The sequence below is a fragment of the Clostridium senegalense JC122 genome (assembly GCF_000285575.1).
Lineage (GTDB): Bacteria > Bacillota > Clostridia > Clostridiales > Clostridiaceae > Clostridium_J > Clostridium_J senegalense.
On record NZ_HE611051.1, the window covers coordinates 235,572 to 252,711 of the forward strand.

At 28.1% G+C, this 17,140-nt stretch carries 15 protein-coding genes and 1 pseudogene; 1 reads left to right on the forward strand and 15 read right to left on the reverse strand.

Annotated elements, in window-relative coordinates; all coding sequences use genetic code 11:
- Window positions 1-427: class I SAM-dependent methyltransferase (locus CSGHG_RS20365; protein WP_010294388.1), on the reverse strand; the 427-nt coding region annotated here is incomplete at its 3' end.
- Window positions 428-922: 495 nt separating this feature from the next.
- A complete protein-coding gene (locus CSGHG_RS09305; protein WP_010294389.1) occupies window positions 923-2,389 on the reverse strand; it encodes a methyl-accepting chemotaxis protein in 1,467 nt (488 codons plus the stop codon).
- Between the two features lie 162 nt (window positions 2,390-2,551).
- On the opposite strand from CSGHG_RS09305, the gene CSGHG_RS09310 reads away from it, so the two are divergent.
- The gene (locus CSGHG_RS09310) at window positions 2,552-3,550 is read left to right on the forward strand and encodes a 3-oxoacyl-[acyl-carrier-protein] synthase III C-terminal domain-containing protein (RefSeq protein ID WP_010294392.1); all 999 of its coding nucleotides are present in this window, start codon (window positions 2,552-2,554) and stop codon (window positions 3,548-3,550) included.
- A gap of 317 nt (window positions 3,551-3,867) precedes the next feature.
- On the opposite strand, the gene CSGHG_RS20370 is transcribed toward CSGHG_RS09310, so the two are convergent.
- The 13 genes and pseudogenes from CSGHG_RS20370 to hypB all read right to left on the reverse strand — a co-directional run bounded on the left by CSGHG_RS20370 (window position 3,868) and on the right by hypB (window position 17,134).
- On the reverse strand, window positions 3,868-5,145 hold the full coding sequence (locus CSGHG_RS20370) for a radical SAM/SPASM domain-containing protein (RefSeq protein ID WP_010294393.1): 1,278 nt from the start codon (window positions 5,143-5,145) through the stop codon (window positions 3,868-3,870).
- 6 nt (window positions 5,146-5,151) lie between these two features.
- A complete protein-coding gene (locus tag CSGHG_RS09320; RefSeq protein WP_010294394.1) occupies window positions 5,152-6,015 on the reverse strand; it encodes a class I SAM-dependent methyltransferase in 864 nt (287 codons plus the stop codon).
- Window positions 6,012-6,587 (reverse strand): class I SAM-dependent methyltransferase, encoded by a 576-nt coding sequence (locus CSGHG_RS09325; RefSeq protein ID WP_010294395.1) that lies wholly within the window; start codon window positions 6,585-6,587, stop codon window positions 6,012-6,014. Before CSGHG_RS09325 ends, CSGHG_RS09320 begins: the two co-directional genes overlap by 4 nt.
- An 800-nt stretch (window positions 6,588-7,387) precedes the next feature.
- Window positions 7,388-8,181: pseudogene (locus tag CSGHG_RS20375) on the reverse strand (ABC transporter ATP-binding protein).
- Complete coding sequence (locus CSGHG_RS09335) at window positions 8,174-9,043, reverse strand: ABC transporter permease (RefSeq protein WP_010294396.1); 870 nt, start codon at window positions 9,041-9,043, stop codon at window positions 8,174-8,176. Before CSGHG_RS09335 ends, CSGHG_RS20375 begins: the two are co-directional and overlap by 8 nt.
- Window position 9,044: 1 nt before the next feature.
- The gene (locus CSGHG_RS09340) at window positions 9,045-10,043 is read right to left on the reverse strand and encodes an ABC transporter substrate-binding protein (protein ID WP_010294398.1); all 999 of its coding nucleotides are present in this window, start codon (window positions 10,041-10,043) and stop codon (window positions 9,045-9,047) included.
- A 922-nt stretch (window positions 10,044-10,965) separates the two neighbouring features.
- Complete coding sequence (locus tag CSGHG_RS09345) at window positions 10,966-11,385, reverse strand: HutP family protein (protein WP_010294400.1); 420 nt, start codon at window positions 11,383-11,385, stop codon at window positions 10,966-10,968.
- A 328-nt stretch (window positions 11,386-11,713) separates the two neighbouring features.
- Complete coding sequence (locus tag CSGHG_RS09350) at window positions 11,714-12,211, reverse strand: hypothetical protein (protein ID WP_010294401.1); 498 nt, start codon at window positions 12,209-12,211, stop codon at window positions 11,714-11,716.
- Window positions 12,204-12,434: a helix-turn-helix transcriptional regulator gene (locus tag CSGHG_RS09355; RefSeq protein ID WP_010294403.1), complete on the reverse strand. Its 231-nt coding sequence runs from the start codon at window positions 12,432-12,434 to the stop codon at window positions 12,204-12,206. The genes CSGHG_RS09350 and CSGHG_RS09355 overlap by 8 nt, the downstream gene beginning before the upstream one ends.
- A 307-nt stretch (window positions 12,435-12,741) precedes the next feature.
- Entirely contained in the window at window positions 12,742-13,209 is a 468-nt protein-coding gene (locus CSGHG_RS09360; protein ID WP_010294404.1) for a hypothetical protein, read from the reverse strand.
- Between the two features lie 151 nt (window positions 13,210-13,360).
- The gene (locus CSGHG_RS09365) at window positions 13,361-13,702 is read right to left on the reverse strand and encodes a hydrogenase maturation nickel metallochaperone HypA/HybF (protein ID WP_010294405.1); all 342 of its coding nucleotides are present in this window, start codon (window positions 13,700-13,702) and stop codon (window positions 13,361-13,363) included.
- A gap of 18 nt (window positions 13,703-13,720) precedes the next feature.
- The gene (locus CSGHG_RS09370; protein WP_010294407.1) at window positions 13,721-16,429 is read right to left on the reverse strand and encodes an FAD-dependent oxidoreductase; all 2,709 of its coding nucleotides are present in this window, start codon (window positions 16,427-16,429) and stop codon (window positions 13,721-13,723) included.
- Between the two features lie 33 nt (window positions 16,430-16,462).
- Window positions 16,463-17,134 carry a hydrogenase nickel incorporation protein HypB gene (hypB, locus tag CSGHG_RS09375; RefSeq protein ID WP_010294408.1) on the reverse strand — a complete coding sequence of 224 codons (672 nt, stop codon included), beginning with the start codon at window positions 17,132-17,134 and terminating at the stop codon, window positions 16,463-16,465.
- Window positions 17,135-17,140: the final 6 nt, after the last annotated feature.

The window sequence follows — 17,140 nt, forward strand, 5'->3', positions numbered from 1 at the left end:
CTTCTTTTAAAATATTTCTTGTTTTATTTAATATATTTGAGGATACATTCTTAGGTAAACTCGCAAAAGGAAGATCTGATACAACATAATCAACATAAGGTATGTTATATTTTTTTAAGTATTTATCTACATATTCAGCAGAATCATTAATAATGTATAAGTTTATTTCTTTTTTATATTTCTCCTTTAATAAATTATAAAATTCATAATTATGCTCTATAATCAGGATTATGGTATCTTTATTTCTATACTTTAATAATTTATCAGTAAACACACCAGTACCAGGTCCATACTCAACAATGTATTGTGCTTTTGAAAAATCTATATTATCAATCATTTTTTCTGCAAGGTTATGTGAACTTGGAAAAACAGCTCCAACAGTTCTGGGATTTAATATATATTGCATTATAAACTTTAGTCTTCTCATAAATACTACCTCCTATTAATTAAGTTCTTCAATGATAATAATTATAGTAAAAAAATCTAAAGAAAAAGTTATGAAAAACCTTAAGATTTCTTAATTTTTATTATAAATGATTTATAAATTTTTGATACAACATAAACTCATACCTTAATTAAAGAATAGGTATGGTTTCAAAGTTCAAAATGCAAAAATCTTAATCTGCTATAAAGTTAACTAAGATAGCTTTTAAATATTGTAACTATATTCCTATAAAGAAATTTGAATCTATAATTGAAATTTCAACTTCTTAAATTTGAAAAGTTATTTTATAATTAATATAAAAAAGAATCTAATTCTAAATATTTAATAACACTAAATACTTGAAAATAGATTCTTTTACACATTTTTATTCTAAATTAATGACTATATATGAACCATATCATCCATAATAAATTCACCTATACACCACAAAATACGGTTACTTCTAACCTAAAACAACTATTTTTTATATTATCTACTTTATTCACCTATGGAATTTAATTCATTACATATATCATCTATTTCGTTATAACTACTTGTTACATCTGTTATGCTACTATTAAGCTCATCAATAGCCGCAAAAATTTCTTCCATAGCAGTTGCAGTGGATTCTACAGCTTCGCTAATATCATTTACTAAATTTAATGTATTTTTCATAGTACTTTCAAGCAATATAGACTGCGATCCAACACTTCCTGAATAGCTTAATACATTAGAAGTATTCTTATTAACATCTTTAAATAGTTTTTTAACATCATTTGTATGTTCATTACATAATTCAATTGACTTTCCTTCTTTTAATATTTCTTGTGCAACTACCTTTGTTTTATTAGATATATTATTCAATATTACTTCTATTTGATTTGTAGATATTTTCGAATCCTTAGCAAGTTTTCTTACTTCTTCTGCAACCACAGCAAAACCTTTCCCATACTCTCCAGCTCTAGCTGCTTCTATTGATGCATTAAGAGCTAATAGATTTGTTTGCTCTGATATTTCTGTAATACTGTTAATAATATTAACTATTTTTGTATTTTCATCACTTAACTCATTTATCATGGATACAACACTTAAAACATTTGTATTTACCTTATTCATTTCCGAAGATAATATATCTACTTTATTATTACCTTCTAATACAACATTTTCAGTTGATTTAGATAACTCCTCCATAGTTTTAATAGCATTCGTAACTTCTTCTACTTTTTTTACTCCACCCTCTATTGAGGATTTCATTCCACTCATTACATCCACTTCTTTAGTTGCACTATTAGCAACGTCACTTGTAGAGCTAGTTATTTCTTCAGCTATTTGTCCTGCTACAGAAATTCCACTTTTTATTTTTTCATTAGTTGTTGTTAAAACTTTTATAGTACTATATATTTTTTCTAATAACAACTCTGCTTTAGATTTAGCTTCTTTAGTAGCTTTATGAGTTTCTTCTAAATTTTTATAAATACTTTTAGTAGTAATGGCATTAATTGATAATATAGCTGATCCTGCTATTATGTATGCTATATAAAATACTAATTCATGGTATTCCACTGAAGCAAATAAGGTTGTCTTATAACCTAAGAAAAAATATACCACAAGTATTATAGCCAAAACTGCTTCAATAATTAATATTCTTAAATCTTGATATACACTCATTAATATAACACCATAATATATCAAAATAAAGTTAGCCCAATTTGGGTCTGATATAAACATTACACATATGACAGCAGTATACATCATTACTGTATAATACATTGTTTGAATAATGCATTTCTTTTTTATTAATATTAAATCGATTATAACTAAAGGTATAGATATTCCAACTAATATTAGTATGGCATTCCTATCTACATTTAAAATTTTATCAACAATTGCCCTCAATACTACAGATGCTATGAATCCCACCAACATAATTTTATTCTTTAATTCTGCATTTTTTTTATAATCCACAAATACGCCTCCTTGCTCAATATACCCTTATTATTATTCGTAATATTGTTATATAGCTTTACATTTTAAAACACTTTTCCGCATAATTTTCTTAATTTACAGAAATATTCTTCGATAATTATAAGTATACATATTTAACAATAAAGATAAGGCGGAGATAAAATGAATATAAAAATTAAAAACATAGAATATTACCATCCTAAAACAAGTTATTCTAATGAATACTTTTTAAATCATTTTTCAAAACAGGATGTTGATATTTCTGGATTATTAAATGTTACTGGAAGAAATCAGAGATATGTTTCTGAAGATTTTCACGAAAATTCTTTAACTATGGCTATAGAAGCTTGCAGTAAAGTAATAAGTACTGTGAATATAGATGTACAAGATATAGGTTTAGTTGTATTTGTATCCTCTACGCCAGAATATCTATCTCCTACAAATGCTGTTAAAATTCATGAAGCTTTAGGTTTATCTAGAAGTTCAAATGCATATGATATGAATGGTAATTGTTGCGGAATGATTATTGCAATGGATCAAGTCTGTAGAACAATGAAGAGCAATAATAGAATTAAATATAGCCTACTTGTAGGCTCTGACTTAGTAATTAGATATTCAAGAAAATCAGAACCTATTACTTATGCTAATTTTGGAGAATCTGCATGTGCTGTATTACTAGAAAACACAGAAGATAGCATATCCGATTTCATAGATAGTTCATCTTACGTAGACAGCTCATTAAGCGGCTATATAAAATTTCCTCCTGTGGGCTTTTCCAATATATTGCCAGTAGATGGAAATATATCAAAAGATAATAGAATAATAGAATGGGCAGATTTTAATACAGATGAGGCCTTTGCAAGTTCTGTTGACTCAATAAATGAAATATTAAATCGAAATAATTTAACTAAAGATGATGTGAAATTATATTGTCTATCTCAATTTTCAAAGAAAAATATTGATATAATAAGAGATACTTTAGAAGAACCAGAGAAAAAATTTCCATTCGTAGGTGACAGATTTGGATATACAGGTGTTACAAGCCCATTTATGGCCTTATCCGACTCTGTTTCAAATGGTAACATTAAACCTGGAGATCATGTTATTTTATGGACGGTTGGAGCTGGTGTAGTTGCTTCGTGCATACTACTTAGATATTAATATGGGGAAACAAGCTGCAATTTAAATTTATTCATCAAATTTTTGTTATCAGTTGAGAAAAATAAGTGCAAATATATTTAGTTAAAAATTAAGAATTAAGAATTTAGGCTGAAAGTGGCAACCACTTTCTGAAAATGATTTTTAAAAATTTATAAAAAGATACTTTGAGAATTACTCGGAACGAAGTGACTAGTAATAACCACAACTATTCACTCTTAACTTTTAACTAAAATAATCTGTTAGTTATATACTAGCCATCTATAAACTAAAAAAGCTGTAGTTTTATCTACAGCTTTTTAACAGTTCTTATTTAAATGTTATTTATGCAAATCCCTATAGTATTTTGGATATTTATCACTTTTGTTTTTATTACAAATGCTTATTGATTTTTCCTTATTAAGTGGAAGCATACCTTCTGATTGCTTAAATACTTCTTTATTTACCTTCTGAGCAAAGCATCCTATTTTAGGTTTACCAATATAATTTTTCATTTCAATCCAAAGATTTTTTATAGATTCTTCTTTTACATTTCCAAACCTCATAGGTACAAAATCACAAGGATACAATTCTCCTGAAGCACTTATATAGGAATGTTGATTTCCTGCACCACAACCAAATTTTGCTTCACTTTCTGTATACACAAAAGTTGTTATCTTAGGTAAATCACTTCTTTTATTTGCCTTATGTTGTATCTTTATAAGTTTTTCCCTATCACTTTTATTATAAAGCACATTTTCTAATTGCTTTTCAGTTAAAAGGTTTCCACTTAGTATAGGTTCCAATATTTTCACTTCATGAGCACCATTATCTTTTGCAAGTTTAAACAATCTAAACAGTTTTTCTTCATCAAGATTTTCCTTTAATATAACTGTTTGTGCCATTGTATATAATCCTGCCTTATTTGAATTTCTAAGTGCCTCAAGTGCATAATCAAAAGCAATTTCACTGTTTCTATTGTTATTATGTTTCTCTTTATCATAAGAATCTAAACTTATTCCTATACCAAATAATCCACTATCTTTTAATTTTTTTGCTTTCTCATAGCTTAAATTAAAACCACTAGTAAATAAAATTGATGTGCTTCTATTATCTATAGCTCTTATAATATCAAATATATCCTCACGTACTAATGGCTCTCCTCCTGTTATTCCAATAATAGGCACATTCATATTTTGAAGTTCTCTAATAACCTTAATCCATTCTTCCTTTGTTAATTCCTTTTCTGCTGCTCTATTTTTTGCACTGCAATACAGACAATTATTAGGGCATTTATTTGTTATACATAAATACATAGATATTGGTGCAGTTCTTTCAGCATACATTTGCTTTGTAAATATATTTATAGGTTCATCTACCGCTAGGATATTCTGTATAAATGATTTAGTTGGAAAAGGTGGAAAAAAAGTGCTCAATATGTATTTATCCTCATGCTTCACTATCTTCTCTCCCTTTAAAATACCACTCATCATTTTTATGTATTTTAACAGGGTAAAATTCTCATCTTCTTTTAAAATATTATAAATTTCTAATATGCCCTTTAGAACATTTTTATCTATAGCCATTTTTGTCATGATTTTTAAATTATTAATACTCATTTATTTCTATTCCTTTCTAAAGATACCATATGCAAATTTATGATTTATCTCATACATTCCATTTTTATATTTTTCTTTTTTTATTTTTTCAATTATTAAAGGTTTAACTTCATTGTAGTTGTTAAAGATTTTCCTAGTTCCTGCTGCTGCCCCAGTTATATTTAGCCACTGTAAAAGTTCTTCTGGCTCTTTAAAACTAAAGAATACCTCACCTTCTTCTACCTTTAAAGCTTTAAATCCATATTCACTGCACCATTTAACTAATCCCATCTTTCCCTTAGGTAAATTCAATTTTATATCCATAGGTTTAATTACTTCCTTTTGCTTCTCACTCATAACCTTCAAAAAAATACTTTCTATTTTATCTAAGGTTCCTTCAATATTTGTGATTATTGCTAATATACCTTCTTGTTTTAAAACCTTATTAAAAAGTTTTAATAGTTCATTATGATCAAAATAAGAAAGTGCCCAACCAAAAAATATAACATCATATTTTTCATTAGTATTTCTTAAAAATTCAATACCATCACTCTGAATAGCTGTCACTCTAGGATTATTGGTTTTCAAAAGCTTTTCAAGCATTTTATTGGACTGATCTACAGAAGTAATTTTATATTTTATAGATTTATTTAATAAGCTTTTTGTTATGTAGCCTGTCCCACAAGCAAAATCAAGTATTTTTAATTCTTTATCTGTTTCTATGTGCTTTGAATGAATAATATTGTCCGTATATCTACTCATCTCTTTAAGCCAAAAATGATATGTATCTGAAACTTTATCATACTCGTCCTTATAATCATCCCTGCTTACAACTTCCTTTTTTATAAGTTTATATCCAATCTTTGAGTAGAACCATATTTTATTTATCATCTTTTCTCTCCTACAAATATAAAATAATACCCCTTATCATAAACCCTTTGTATGTAAAAATATTCTTCTAGTAAACTCCTAACTTCATCTCTAGTTCTAAAAAACAATCGTCCAAATAGAGTAAATTCAAATGCTCTCAATAATTTTGTTTTTATGTGCTTTCTATTAAAGTCCATCATAACTATCTTTCCGCCATACTTTAATATTCTATTTATTTCAACTATAAGATCTTTTTGTTCTTTAATATGATGGAAAACATCACTTAATATTACTATATCAATAGAATTGTCCTTAAATGGAGTTTTCAGAGCATTTCCCCTTATGCAGACCAAATTTCCCCCTTGATTTACCATTGAAAGCATCTTCTCACTTTCATCAAGTACGTATACAGTCTTACAACTATTACAAATATACTTAGCTAATCTTCCAGTTCCTCCGCCTATATCTACAACTACTTCATGTTTATCAATATTTGCAACAGACTTTATTTCTTCATGTTTATATAAATTAAACATAGCCATAAATTTATCATAATACTTGTAAACCTTATCAAAATCTTTTATTTCTTTCATAAACACCTTTCCTTAGTAATTAATACTATAAATCATTATAAGTGGCTGTTTTAGACTTCTATTTCATATATTTATTTTAGGTTAATTGTTTGAACATTTTTTACTTTTTAGATCCTAAAATTTTATTTAGTTACTTCTTACAATATATAATTAAATTTTAAAAATATAAAATCTATCACTGTTTTAATAGTTTTAGGCTGTGCCAAAGATACGCATTTATATATATACTACACCCATCTTTTAAAACTATTTTTAGATTTAGATGTATTTTAAATCTTTATACAACATCACTACTAAGTTCTCTAAAAAAGATTATATCAATAATTTGATGTGTACCTGTATCAACCATCATAGCTCCATATCTTGTCTCCTTTTTACAGCAAAATTATAGATACAAGGTTTCATTATATTTTGTTTATTTATAATTATTTCTTTTTTCAAAAAACTATAAATAGTACTTTTGCCTATATGTGCAATACTCCTTTTTAAATATCATCAATAATCATATAACTAATAAATTTAAAATTTTCATCTAAAAGTCTAAGAGATTCATAAATCATAAAACCTACTTTCAAAATATGAAATATCTATAATAATATATTAAAATAAGCCTAAGTTCAACCAACTATGGAAAAAACAACAAAATATTTACATCATTAACTACTACCAACACTTTTTAAGGACTTTTCCCCTTAAGATTACGCCCATACTGGGCGCACAACACGAAAAAGAAGTACCATCTACAGGCACTCCTTATTCTTTACTTTCACAATAACTAAAGTATATTAAATTAGACTATACTAAGCAAACATTACTCTGTCTGAAAGTTCTTCTTTAAAAGTAATTTTATTAAATTCTTCTATAAGATCATTTTTAGTTAAATTACTTTTTTCTATTTTCCCTATATCAAGAATTGTTTCTCCTCTATGCATCATAAGTAACCTATTTCCAAATTCTATAGCATGATTTAAATTATGAGTTATCATAATTGTGGTAATGTTTTTCTCTTTAACTATATTATTTGTAAGGTTTATAATTGTCTCTGATGTTTTTGGATCTAAGGCTGCTGTATGCTCATCTAAAAGCAAAATCTTTGGTGTATTTAGAGTTGCCATTAGTAACGAAAGGGCCTGCCTTTGTCCTCCTGATAACATTCCTACCTTTGTATTTATCTTATCTTCAAGCCCTAAATTTAATATAGAAAGATGATTTTTAAATTCCTCTATCTTTTTTTATTAACGCCTAAAGAAAGTCCAAATTTTTTTCCCTTATTATCTGCCAAAGATAAATTTTCTAAGATAGTCATAGATGGTGATGTTCCTTTCGTTGGGTCTTGAAACACTCTACTTATAATTTTTGATTTTTTATGTTCTTTTAAATTAGTAATATCTCTTTCTTCTAAAAATATATTACCTGAGTCTAATTCTAAAGCACCAGATATTATATTTAAAAGAGTAGATTTTCCTGCTCCATTACTTCCAACAATAGTTATATATTCACCTTTATTTATTTCTAAATTAAAGTTGTTTAAAATACTAGTTTCATTTATTGTTCCTTTATTAAAACCTTTATTTATAGATTTTAACTTAAGCATTTAAATCACCCCTTTTTCTTAAAGAAAATTTATTTAGCATATTACTATTATTCATAACTATGGCAATAACCACTATTATTGATGTTATTAATTTCAAATCTGTTGGTGGTAAACCTAAATTTAAAGCAATTCCTACACTTAATTTATACAAAAACGCTCCTATTATAACTATTGTAGTTCCTTTTATAAATTTACAATTATTAAAAACAGATTGACCAAGTATGATAGAAGCTAAAGCAATAACTATAAACCCAGTTCCCATAGATATATCCGAAAACCTTTGATACTGTGCCATTATAGCTCCACTTAAAGCTACAAAACCATTAGATAACATAAGTCCAATTATTTTCATTGTTCCTTTATTTACTCCTAGTGAAGTAACTAATGTATCATTATCTCCTGTGGCCCTTAATATAAAACCAAACTTAGTTTTGAATAAAACATCCATTAAGAATTTAGAAACTAAAACTATTAATACTAAAATCATTACCATTGGTATATCCCTAGAAAATATATTACCTTTATTCATCATGGGAAGATTTGCCTTACCCATTACCCTTAAATTTATAGAATATAATCCTATCATAACTAGAATTCCTGATAAAAGATTAGTTATTTTTAATTTTACATGAAGTATTCCTGTAACTAGACCTCCTATAGCACCTCCTATAAATGCTACTACTAATGCCAAAATAGGATTAGTTCCTTTTAATATAAGTGATGCGGTAATTGCAGCACCCAAACTAAATGTTCCATCTACAGATAAGTCTGGAAAATCTAATATTGTATAAGTTATATATACACCTAATGCTCCTATAGCAAAAATAAGTCCTTGCTCTAAAGTTCCCATAAAGAAGGTCATGTTATTCCCCTCCCTTTATAAGTTTAGCTTTTTTCATTATATCTTCATCAATATTTATAGAAAGCTTTTTTAGCGTATCTTCATTTATAACAAGTTCTGTATCTTCCAAGGTTTTCATAGGTAACTCTTTTATATCTTTTCCTTCCAATACTTCAGCTGCCATAATTCCAGCTTCAAATCCAAGTTTTTTGTAATTAATTCCTTCTGTAATTAATGCTCCACCTTTAACATGAGCTTCTTCTGCTCCTACTATTGGTATTTTTTTATCTATTGCTTTAGAAGATATTATTGGCATAGACGAAGCTATCATATTATCTGCTGGTGTGTATAAAACATCAATTTTATCTAATATAGAATCTAAACCTTGACTTATATCATTTACACTATTTACACCTTTTACAATTACATCTATATTATTTTTCTTAGCTATCTCTTTCAAATTATTTATTTGAATTTCCGAGTTTACTTCACTAGTATTGTATAAAACTCCTATTGTTTTTACATCCTTAACTATTTGTTGTATAAGCTTTAATTGTTTTTCTATAGGTATTGCATCACTTGTTCCTGCAACATTTGTTCCTGACTTGTCCTTTGATTTTACAAGTCCTGCACTTACAGCATCTGTTACCGCTGTAGTTATAATTGGGATATCTTGTGTTGAATTAAAGGCTGATTGGGCTGCGGGGGTTCCAATAGCAAATATTAAATCTTTACTACTTGAAACAAAATTATTAGCTATCATATTAGATGTTGCAATATCGCCTTCTGCATTTTGTAACTCTAAATTAAGATTCTCTTTGTCTTTAAATCCCTTAGAATCTAAGGCTTCTACAAATCCTTCTCTAGCTAAATCTAAAGCTGGGTGAGATGCTATTTGAGATATACCTATATTCACATTTTTTTCTTGTGATAAAGAATCTCCCGCACCATTTGAACATGCTGAAAATAAAAATATGCTTGTTAAAACTGAACTTAATAAAACTAATTTTTTTCCTACCATACTACCGTCCTCCTAATATTTTGTTTTGTATTTGTGTCTGCTTATAGAGAAACAAGCTCCAATTTAAATTTATCCAATAACTTTAAAATACTTTTATATAAAAATATAGTGTTAAATTCTAAATGATTCAGAGTATGTCTCACTATTTTAGGTATCCAAGTTTTGGAATGAATAAATTTAAGAGTCAATTTGGAACCCCATGTGAGTAAAGCTAAGCCACTTTATTCCAATAAAATATTTTTCTTTTAAGCTTTCACTACATTATGTAATAATAAAGAATTTAAATAAGCTATTCATTGAAAATTGATTTAGAAACTCTTATAGATTTTCATTTGATTTTTTTGACCTAATCCAAGGACGGATTAGCCGGTGCACCAGACAAGGACGTCGCTTCTCCGGGTAGTCATAAAAATCAGATAAACATATATTTAGAGTTTCTTTGAAATTTTCACAGACTAGAATTTTTAATTTTTTCATTATTACTTTTTAATACTATAAATTAGGAATTTTTAGGCTTAACTTTACGCCTATGTTTGGAACCCTATAAATACAAAAATCCTCTCCATAAAAGTATATGGAGAGGACTATTAAAATTCCTAATTAACTCACTATTAATCTATATCTCCTACTTGTTCTACCATGCTACTATTTAATATTTATGTATTACAAATATAAAAAATTATATTTTAATATCTATACTTCTATCCTTCTATAATGTTAGTGAATTTATGGTTTCCATTCTACATTTATTTACTATACTTCTAATTCACTATAACATTTCTACTACTGTTCTACTATTCTACATGCTACTGTTCTACTATTCTACCTACCAAGATAATCTAAATCTTCCATCCTAGGTTATCGCTACTTTCCTGTTAAAAGGAATTATATATAGATTTTTCATTTATGTCAACTATATAAATTATATATTTGCTATAGATCTATGTCCAAGTCCTATTACTACTTCATTTAAATGAAGTACACCTATACTAAGGAAAATACATACACTTATATGCTCTCCTTGCCTTGCAACGCCAATTTTACCACCTACATTAAGACCATTTGCCTTATCTGAAACCTGCATTATTGCCTCTCTAGTAGCTCCTGCAATTGCACCTTCATGAATATGACAATCTTTAATTATTCCAGTTCTCTTAGACGCAACTAAAGCCCTTTCTATAATTTTTAGAATAGATGTATTTAAATTTCCACCAATATCTACTGCTACAGCTAAAACATTATCTTTTTTAAACTCCTCTATAAGTCTTTCCTCTTCTGCTCTTGAGGATATTGCCATTTTTACAGAAGCTTTTGCTATATCTACACTATTTTTTTCTTTCATGAAAGAACCTCCTAAATAAGTTATTATATTACATACTTTTATTTTAATAATTCTACAACTCAAAAATAAACTTTTATATTTTACAACCTATTATATCACTAATCTTATATTCTTAATTTAAAAATATGTAATTATAATAGATAATATTAAGACTAAAAATACTCCTTCTATAAAAAATAATGTGATTTTCTACTACTTTTTATATATAATATCAAAATTTCTTTGATATTATATATAGTATTAAGCCTATAAAAATAACCCATATATTATAAAAATATTTTTGAAAATTTATTTGCAACTTTCTCCATCTCTTTATGTTCTTCTCTATTTAATTTTTTTTCGGATAAAGTCCTATAATTAATGAAATAGTTATAAAATTAATCATCATTAATAAAGTGTCCAATCTAATTAAACTTGACTCATTTGTAAAAATTTTAACTTTTAAAAATCCTGTAATAATAAAAATAATACTTGCTGCTGTTGATAAATAACATATACCATTTAAAATTTTAATATTTTTAACCTTTAATTGTATTCTCATACCTTTCATATAAAGAAAATATAATATTAAATATAATACACAAAGAATGTTAATAAAAATCATTACTACATGTAAATTTAAATTAATACTTCCTACTGTAGCCTTATAATATATATATGCCATTATCAATACAATGATTGATATATTTGAACCTTTCAAAGCATAACTTTGGGCTTCTTGCTCCAATTCATCCTTATCCATAACCATACAAATAATATAAATAGCTACAAACATTGTAGATAAAAGCACATGCAGTTGAAAATGAACCAGTTGTAATTTATCCATTATTATCTCCCCCTAAAAACTCAAAAACTTCATCAACTGTTTTATCAAAATAATTAGCGATTGAAAAAGCAAGTTTTAATGAAGGATTAAAAGTACCCCTTTCAATTTCTGATATTGTACTTCTATTAACCCCTAAATCAATAGCTAAATCTTCTTGTGTAATGTTACGTTCAATTCTTAATATTTTTATTTTTGTATTAAAAATTTTTCCTCTTCTAACCATAAAACCCCTCCTTCAATTGGTATTATATACTATTTGTTGTATATATACAACACTATTGTGTTTATACACGTTATTTTTCAGTATATATACAACATTTTTCTCAATATATTTAACTTTTAATAATAACTTTCTACAAATTTTTATATCTGTTTTACAAAAATATATACATACTTACTGCTTTGATATACGTGAAAAATAAAGAAATATTATTTTTTATAAAAAGTATAGGAATAGGTAATGGCAATAAAATATTTTATTGCCATTACCTATTCCTCAAATATAAAAATTATTTTTATTGGTATTCTTATTAATTTTTATGCATTATTCTCATCACATTTCTTGCGATAGGTGATACAATAAGTAGTTCCAAAAATAGAACTACACAAAAATTACGTGGCCAGCAAATTGGAAACTCTTTAATCACTTCCATATTAAACCCTAATGCTAAAATTCCACCTACAATCGTCATAATAATAGACATTCCAATTACAGTAAAAAATGTTCTAAATAAAATGTTAGCATTTAAACTATCTGTTGGAGAAGCAAAAATCTTCACTAATTTATCAGCTATATTTCCAACTATAAAATTTTCAAACATCATAGCAATTATGAAAACTACTGGAAATATTTTCAACGATGTAACTACAGATGTTACAGATACTCCACCCATGTTGATAGAAATATTCATAGTTGCCATAAAAAATGCTGTCAATGCACATATAATACCTCCATAAATTAATCCTTCTTTCCCATTCCTAGGCATACATTGATTCATAATATCCTCCTTTGTTTTTTAATAAAAAATGCATTGTACGACGACAAGTGGTATGACCGTCGGTACAACGCATTGACTTTTATAAGTATAACATAATTATTTTTTCTGATGTAATACCCTAATTTCATTTTTTTATTTATTTTTTATACATTTAACAAGCAACAATTTCTTTAATCATAAATTCTCTTCCACATAGCAAATCCCAATCATTTTCTCCACAGTATGAACATTTCCCTTTGCTTTGAAGGATATTAAAAACTTTATTACATTTTTTACAAATCCCATTACCAGGCAGTATCTCAATTTCTAATTTTGTATCTTGTAATAAAGTTCCATCTACTGCTGCTGGGTAACATGCTTTAACATATCTTGGAATCATTGATGAAAGTTCACCAATTTGAATAACTAATTTATCTATTTGGGTTAATCCATTTTTTTGTGCAAAATTTTCAACAGTCTTAACTACTTGTAGCAAAACTCCAACTTCATGCAAATTACCCCACCCCCTATGTCAACGTTTATCGGGAGCATTTTCACTAAGGAAAATAGATTTTAATTTTCTTACTGGTTTTTTCACAGCAATTCTTACCTTACGTTTAAGTGCATGTTTAATAATTATAGGCTTAAGCTCTGAAAGATCTACACTAGCACTATCATAAACTCTTTCCAACTTAATTGCATCATATTTGCATTTTGTAGTACAAACACCACAGCCTACACATTGATATTCATCTACAACTGTAGCACCACAACCAAGACAACGTTCAGTTTCTTTTTTCAATTGCTCTTCTGTAAAAGTACCACGTAAATCCTTAAATGTTTCTTTTGATCTATTTTCACCTATATGCTCTGCTCTTTGTCTTGGCATCCTATCATATCCTCCAAGATCAAGATTATTTTTATCTAAAGGACGATAATCTCTCTTTGTACGTCCTAAAATTAGACTTTGTCCAGGATGAACATAACGATGAATTGAAATTGCACCTTCTTTACCTAAAGCAATTGCATCTATAGCAAATCTAGGTCCTGTGACAGCATCTCCACCAGCAAATATATCTGCTTCATCTGTTTGTAAAGTAACTTGATCTACTTTTATTGTATTATTAGGATTTAATTGTACTTTAGTATCTTCTAATAATTCGCCCCAATCTATTCCTTGACCTACTGAAATTATTACATTTTCTGCTTCAACTACTTTTGTTTCATTTTCATCGAATTTTGGGCTAAATCTTCTGTTCTCATCAAATACTGAAATACATTTTTTAAATTCTACGCCAACTACTTTTCCATTTTCCTGAAGAACTCGTTTTGGTCCCCATGAATTATTAATGGAAATTCCCTCTGACAATGCTTCTTCAATTTCTTCTTCAAGTGCCGGCATTTCATCTCTACTTTCTAAACAATACATACTTATATCGGAAGTATTAATTCTTGTGGCAGTTCTTGCAACATCAATAGCAACATTGCCTCCACCAATCACAATAACTTTTCCTTCCATTTTTAAATCTTCACCTAAATTTATTTCTCGTAAAAATTCTACTCCGGTTATTACACCTTCAGCCTCTTCTCCTTCAATCCCTAAACTTCTTCCCTTTTGAGCACCAATTGCAAAATAAAATGCTTCAAATCCTTCACTTCTTAAATCATTAAGTGTTACATCCTTTCCCACTTCAATATTAGTCTTAAATTCAACACCTAATTCTTTTAAAATATCAATCTCTGCATTAACTACATCTTTTTCTAATCTAAAAGATGGAATTCCAAATTTCAACATACCACCAAGTGATTTTTGTCTTTCAAATACAGTTACTTTATATCCATCAATAGCCAAATAAAAAGCACATGAAAGTCCTGAAGGACCTGCACCTATTATGGCAATTTTATTTGTATATTGATTTTTAACCTCTGGTACATATCGAAACTCTTTATTCAAATCTTGTTGTGCAATAAATTTCTTAATATCATCTATAGCTATAGGATCATCCACATCTCCCCTTGTGCAAGCAGATTCACATTTTCTTGGACATATACGGCCACACACTGCTGGGAAAGGATTTTCATGCTTTATAAGTTCTAATGCCTCTGTATATCTCCCTTGAGAAGCCAATTTTATATATCCTTGAATACCGATATGTGCAGGACATTCTGCTTTACAAGGGCTTGTGCCAGTATCTACAACTACTTTTCTATTAATACGATAGTCTATATTCCACTTATCTGGTCCCCATTCTGTATCATAAGGTAATTCACGTTTCTTTTCTAAAATAGGAGTTTTCATGCACAGCTTTTGTCCTAATTTTAATGCATTCACTTGGCAATTTTCAACACATTCTCCACAAGCTACACATTTATCTTTATCTACTTTTGCAACGTAATTTGAACGTATCATATCTGTATTTAAAAACATTTCTGCAGTTCTTAAGGACAAACATGAACATCCACAGCAATTGCAAATAGCATGAGTTACCCCTGGTCCTTCTGTATTTGGTATTTGATGCACTAACCCATTAGCTTCTGCCTTTTTTATAATTTCAAAGGCTTCCTCACGAGAAATTTTTCTTCCTCTACCTGTTCGAATGTAATATTCTGCTGCATGTCCCATTTGAATGCACATGTCTTCCTTTAAATGTCCACAGCCTTCCCCCATAACTTCTCTTGCTGTACGACAAGCACAGTCAGAAACAGAAAAAATTTCATTTTCATTAAGATATTTAGATACTTCCTCATATGATGCTCTTCTTGTTTCTGCTTCAATAGATTGTTCAATAGGAATAACTCTCATAAGACCTTTACCTACTGGAAAATTCCCTGCTGTTTTTGGTCCTCTTACTCTTCCATATGCCTCAAAAGCTTCAGCAATTTGAGGGTGTTTTTTTACATTTTCCTTATTATTGACCATCATTTCCATAACACCAGGAATCCAAGTTTCAAGCCAATATTTATCAACACCATCTATTTCATTAACAAAGCATACCCCAACAACTGCTAAGTCCCATAAAAGTTTTGATGTTTCCTCTACAGATTTTCCACATAATTTAGCCACTTCTTCTGCACTTTTAGGTTTTCGTAATTCTAAATAAATTCCTACCTCGGCCATTTCATCTGAAACAACAGGTTCTAAAATAATATATTCAGGATCTTTAGGCTTAATTTCTGATTTTGAACCACGTTTTGATCTGTTTATGTGATTTGCAAGATCCAATACCTTTTCCTTTACCATATATATCCCCCTATCTCAAAGCTCAATATATTCCTATTTTTCTTTCCAATTTTTCACTTCAGTACGTATCCAATCAACCCACTTATCAATTCCTTCTCCTGTTTTAGCAGATATAGGAATAATTTTTATATTTGGATTTAATTTCAATGCACATTTTTTAACTCTTTCTAAATCAAAATCAAAATAATCCATAGCATCAATTTTATTGATTAACAAAACATCAACAATTGAAAACATAAGTGGATATTTTAATGGTTTATCATCACCTTCAGGAATACTTAAAATCATAGCATTTTTTGATGCACCAGTATCAAATTCTGCTGGACATACTAAATTTCCTACATTCTCTAATATTGCAAAATCAATATCTTCAGTTCCTAATCCTTCTAATCCTTGTTTAGTCATATCTGCATCTAAATGACACATTCCACCGGTGTGTAATTGAATCACTTTTGCGCCGGTCTTAGATACTGTGTTAGCATCTACATCTGAATCAATATCTGCTTCCAAAATACCAATTTTCATCTCATCTTTTAAAGCATCAATAGTCTTTACAACAGTTGTAGTTTTGCCTGAACCTGGTGATGACATTAAATTTAATAAGAAGGTTTTATCTTTTTTTAATTCCTTTCTAAGTAGCTCAGCCTGTTTGTCATTGTCTTCAAAAACACTTTGTTTAATTTCAATAATCTTATAAGTATCCATAATTCT

Bases quoted from the DNA above. Each gene is read 5' to 3' on its own strand.
- hypB (WP_010294408.1), bottom strand. From the start codon at position 17,134: ATGGATACTTATAAGATTATTGAAATTAAACAAAGTGTTTTTGAAGAC.
- CSGHG_RS09350 (WP_010294401.1), bottom strand. From the start codon at position 12,211: ATGGATAAATTACAACTGGTTCATTTTCAACTGCATGTGCTTTTATCT.
- CSGHG_RS09335 (WP_010294396.1), bottom strand. From the start codon at position 9,043: ATGACCTTCTTTATGGGAACTTTAGAGCAAGGACTTATTTTTGCTATA.
- CSGHG_RS09360 (WP_010294404.1), bottom strand. From the start codon at position 13,209: ATGAATCAATGTATGCCTAGGAATGGGAAAGAAGGATTAATTTATGGA.
- CSGHG_RS09370 (WP_010294407.1), bottom strand. From the start codon at position 16,429: ATGGTAAAGGAAAAGGTATTGGATCTTGCAAATCACATAAACAGATCA.
- CSGHG_RS09310 (WP_010294392.1), top strand. From the start codon at position 2,552: ATGAATATAAAAATTAAAAACATAGAATATTACCATCCTAAAACAAGT.
- CSGHG_RS09355 (WP_010294403.1), bottom strand. From the start codon at position 12,434: ATGGTTAGAAGAGGAAAAATTTTTAATACAAAAATAAAAATATTAAGA.
- CSGHG_RS20370 (WP_010294393.1), bottom strand. From the start codon at position 5,145: ATGAGTATTAATAATTTAAAAATCATGACAAAAATGGCTATAGATAAA.
- CSGHG_RS09340 (WP_010294398.1), bottom strand. From the start codon at position 10,043: ATGGTAGGAAAAAAATTAGTTTTATTAAGTTCAGTTTTAACAAGCATA.
- CSGHG_RS09325 (WP_010294395.1), bottom strand. From the start codon at position 6,587: ATGAAAGAAATAAAAGATTTTGATAAGGTTTACAAGTATTATGATAAA.
- CSGHG_RS09320 (WP_010294394.1), bottom strand. From the start codon at position 6,015: ATGATAAATAAAATATGGTTCTACTCAAAGATTGGATATAAACTTATA.
- CSGHG_RS09345 (WP_010294400.1), bottom strand. From the start codon at position 11,385: ATGAAAGAAAAAAATAGTGTAGATATAGCAAAAGCTTCTGTAAAAATG.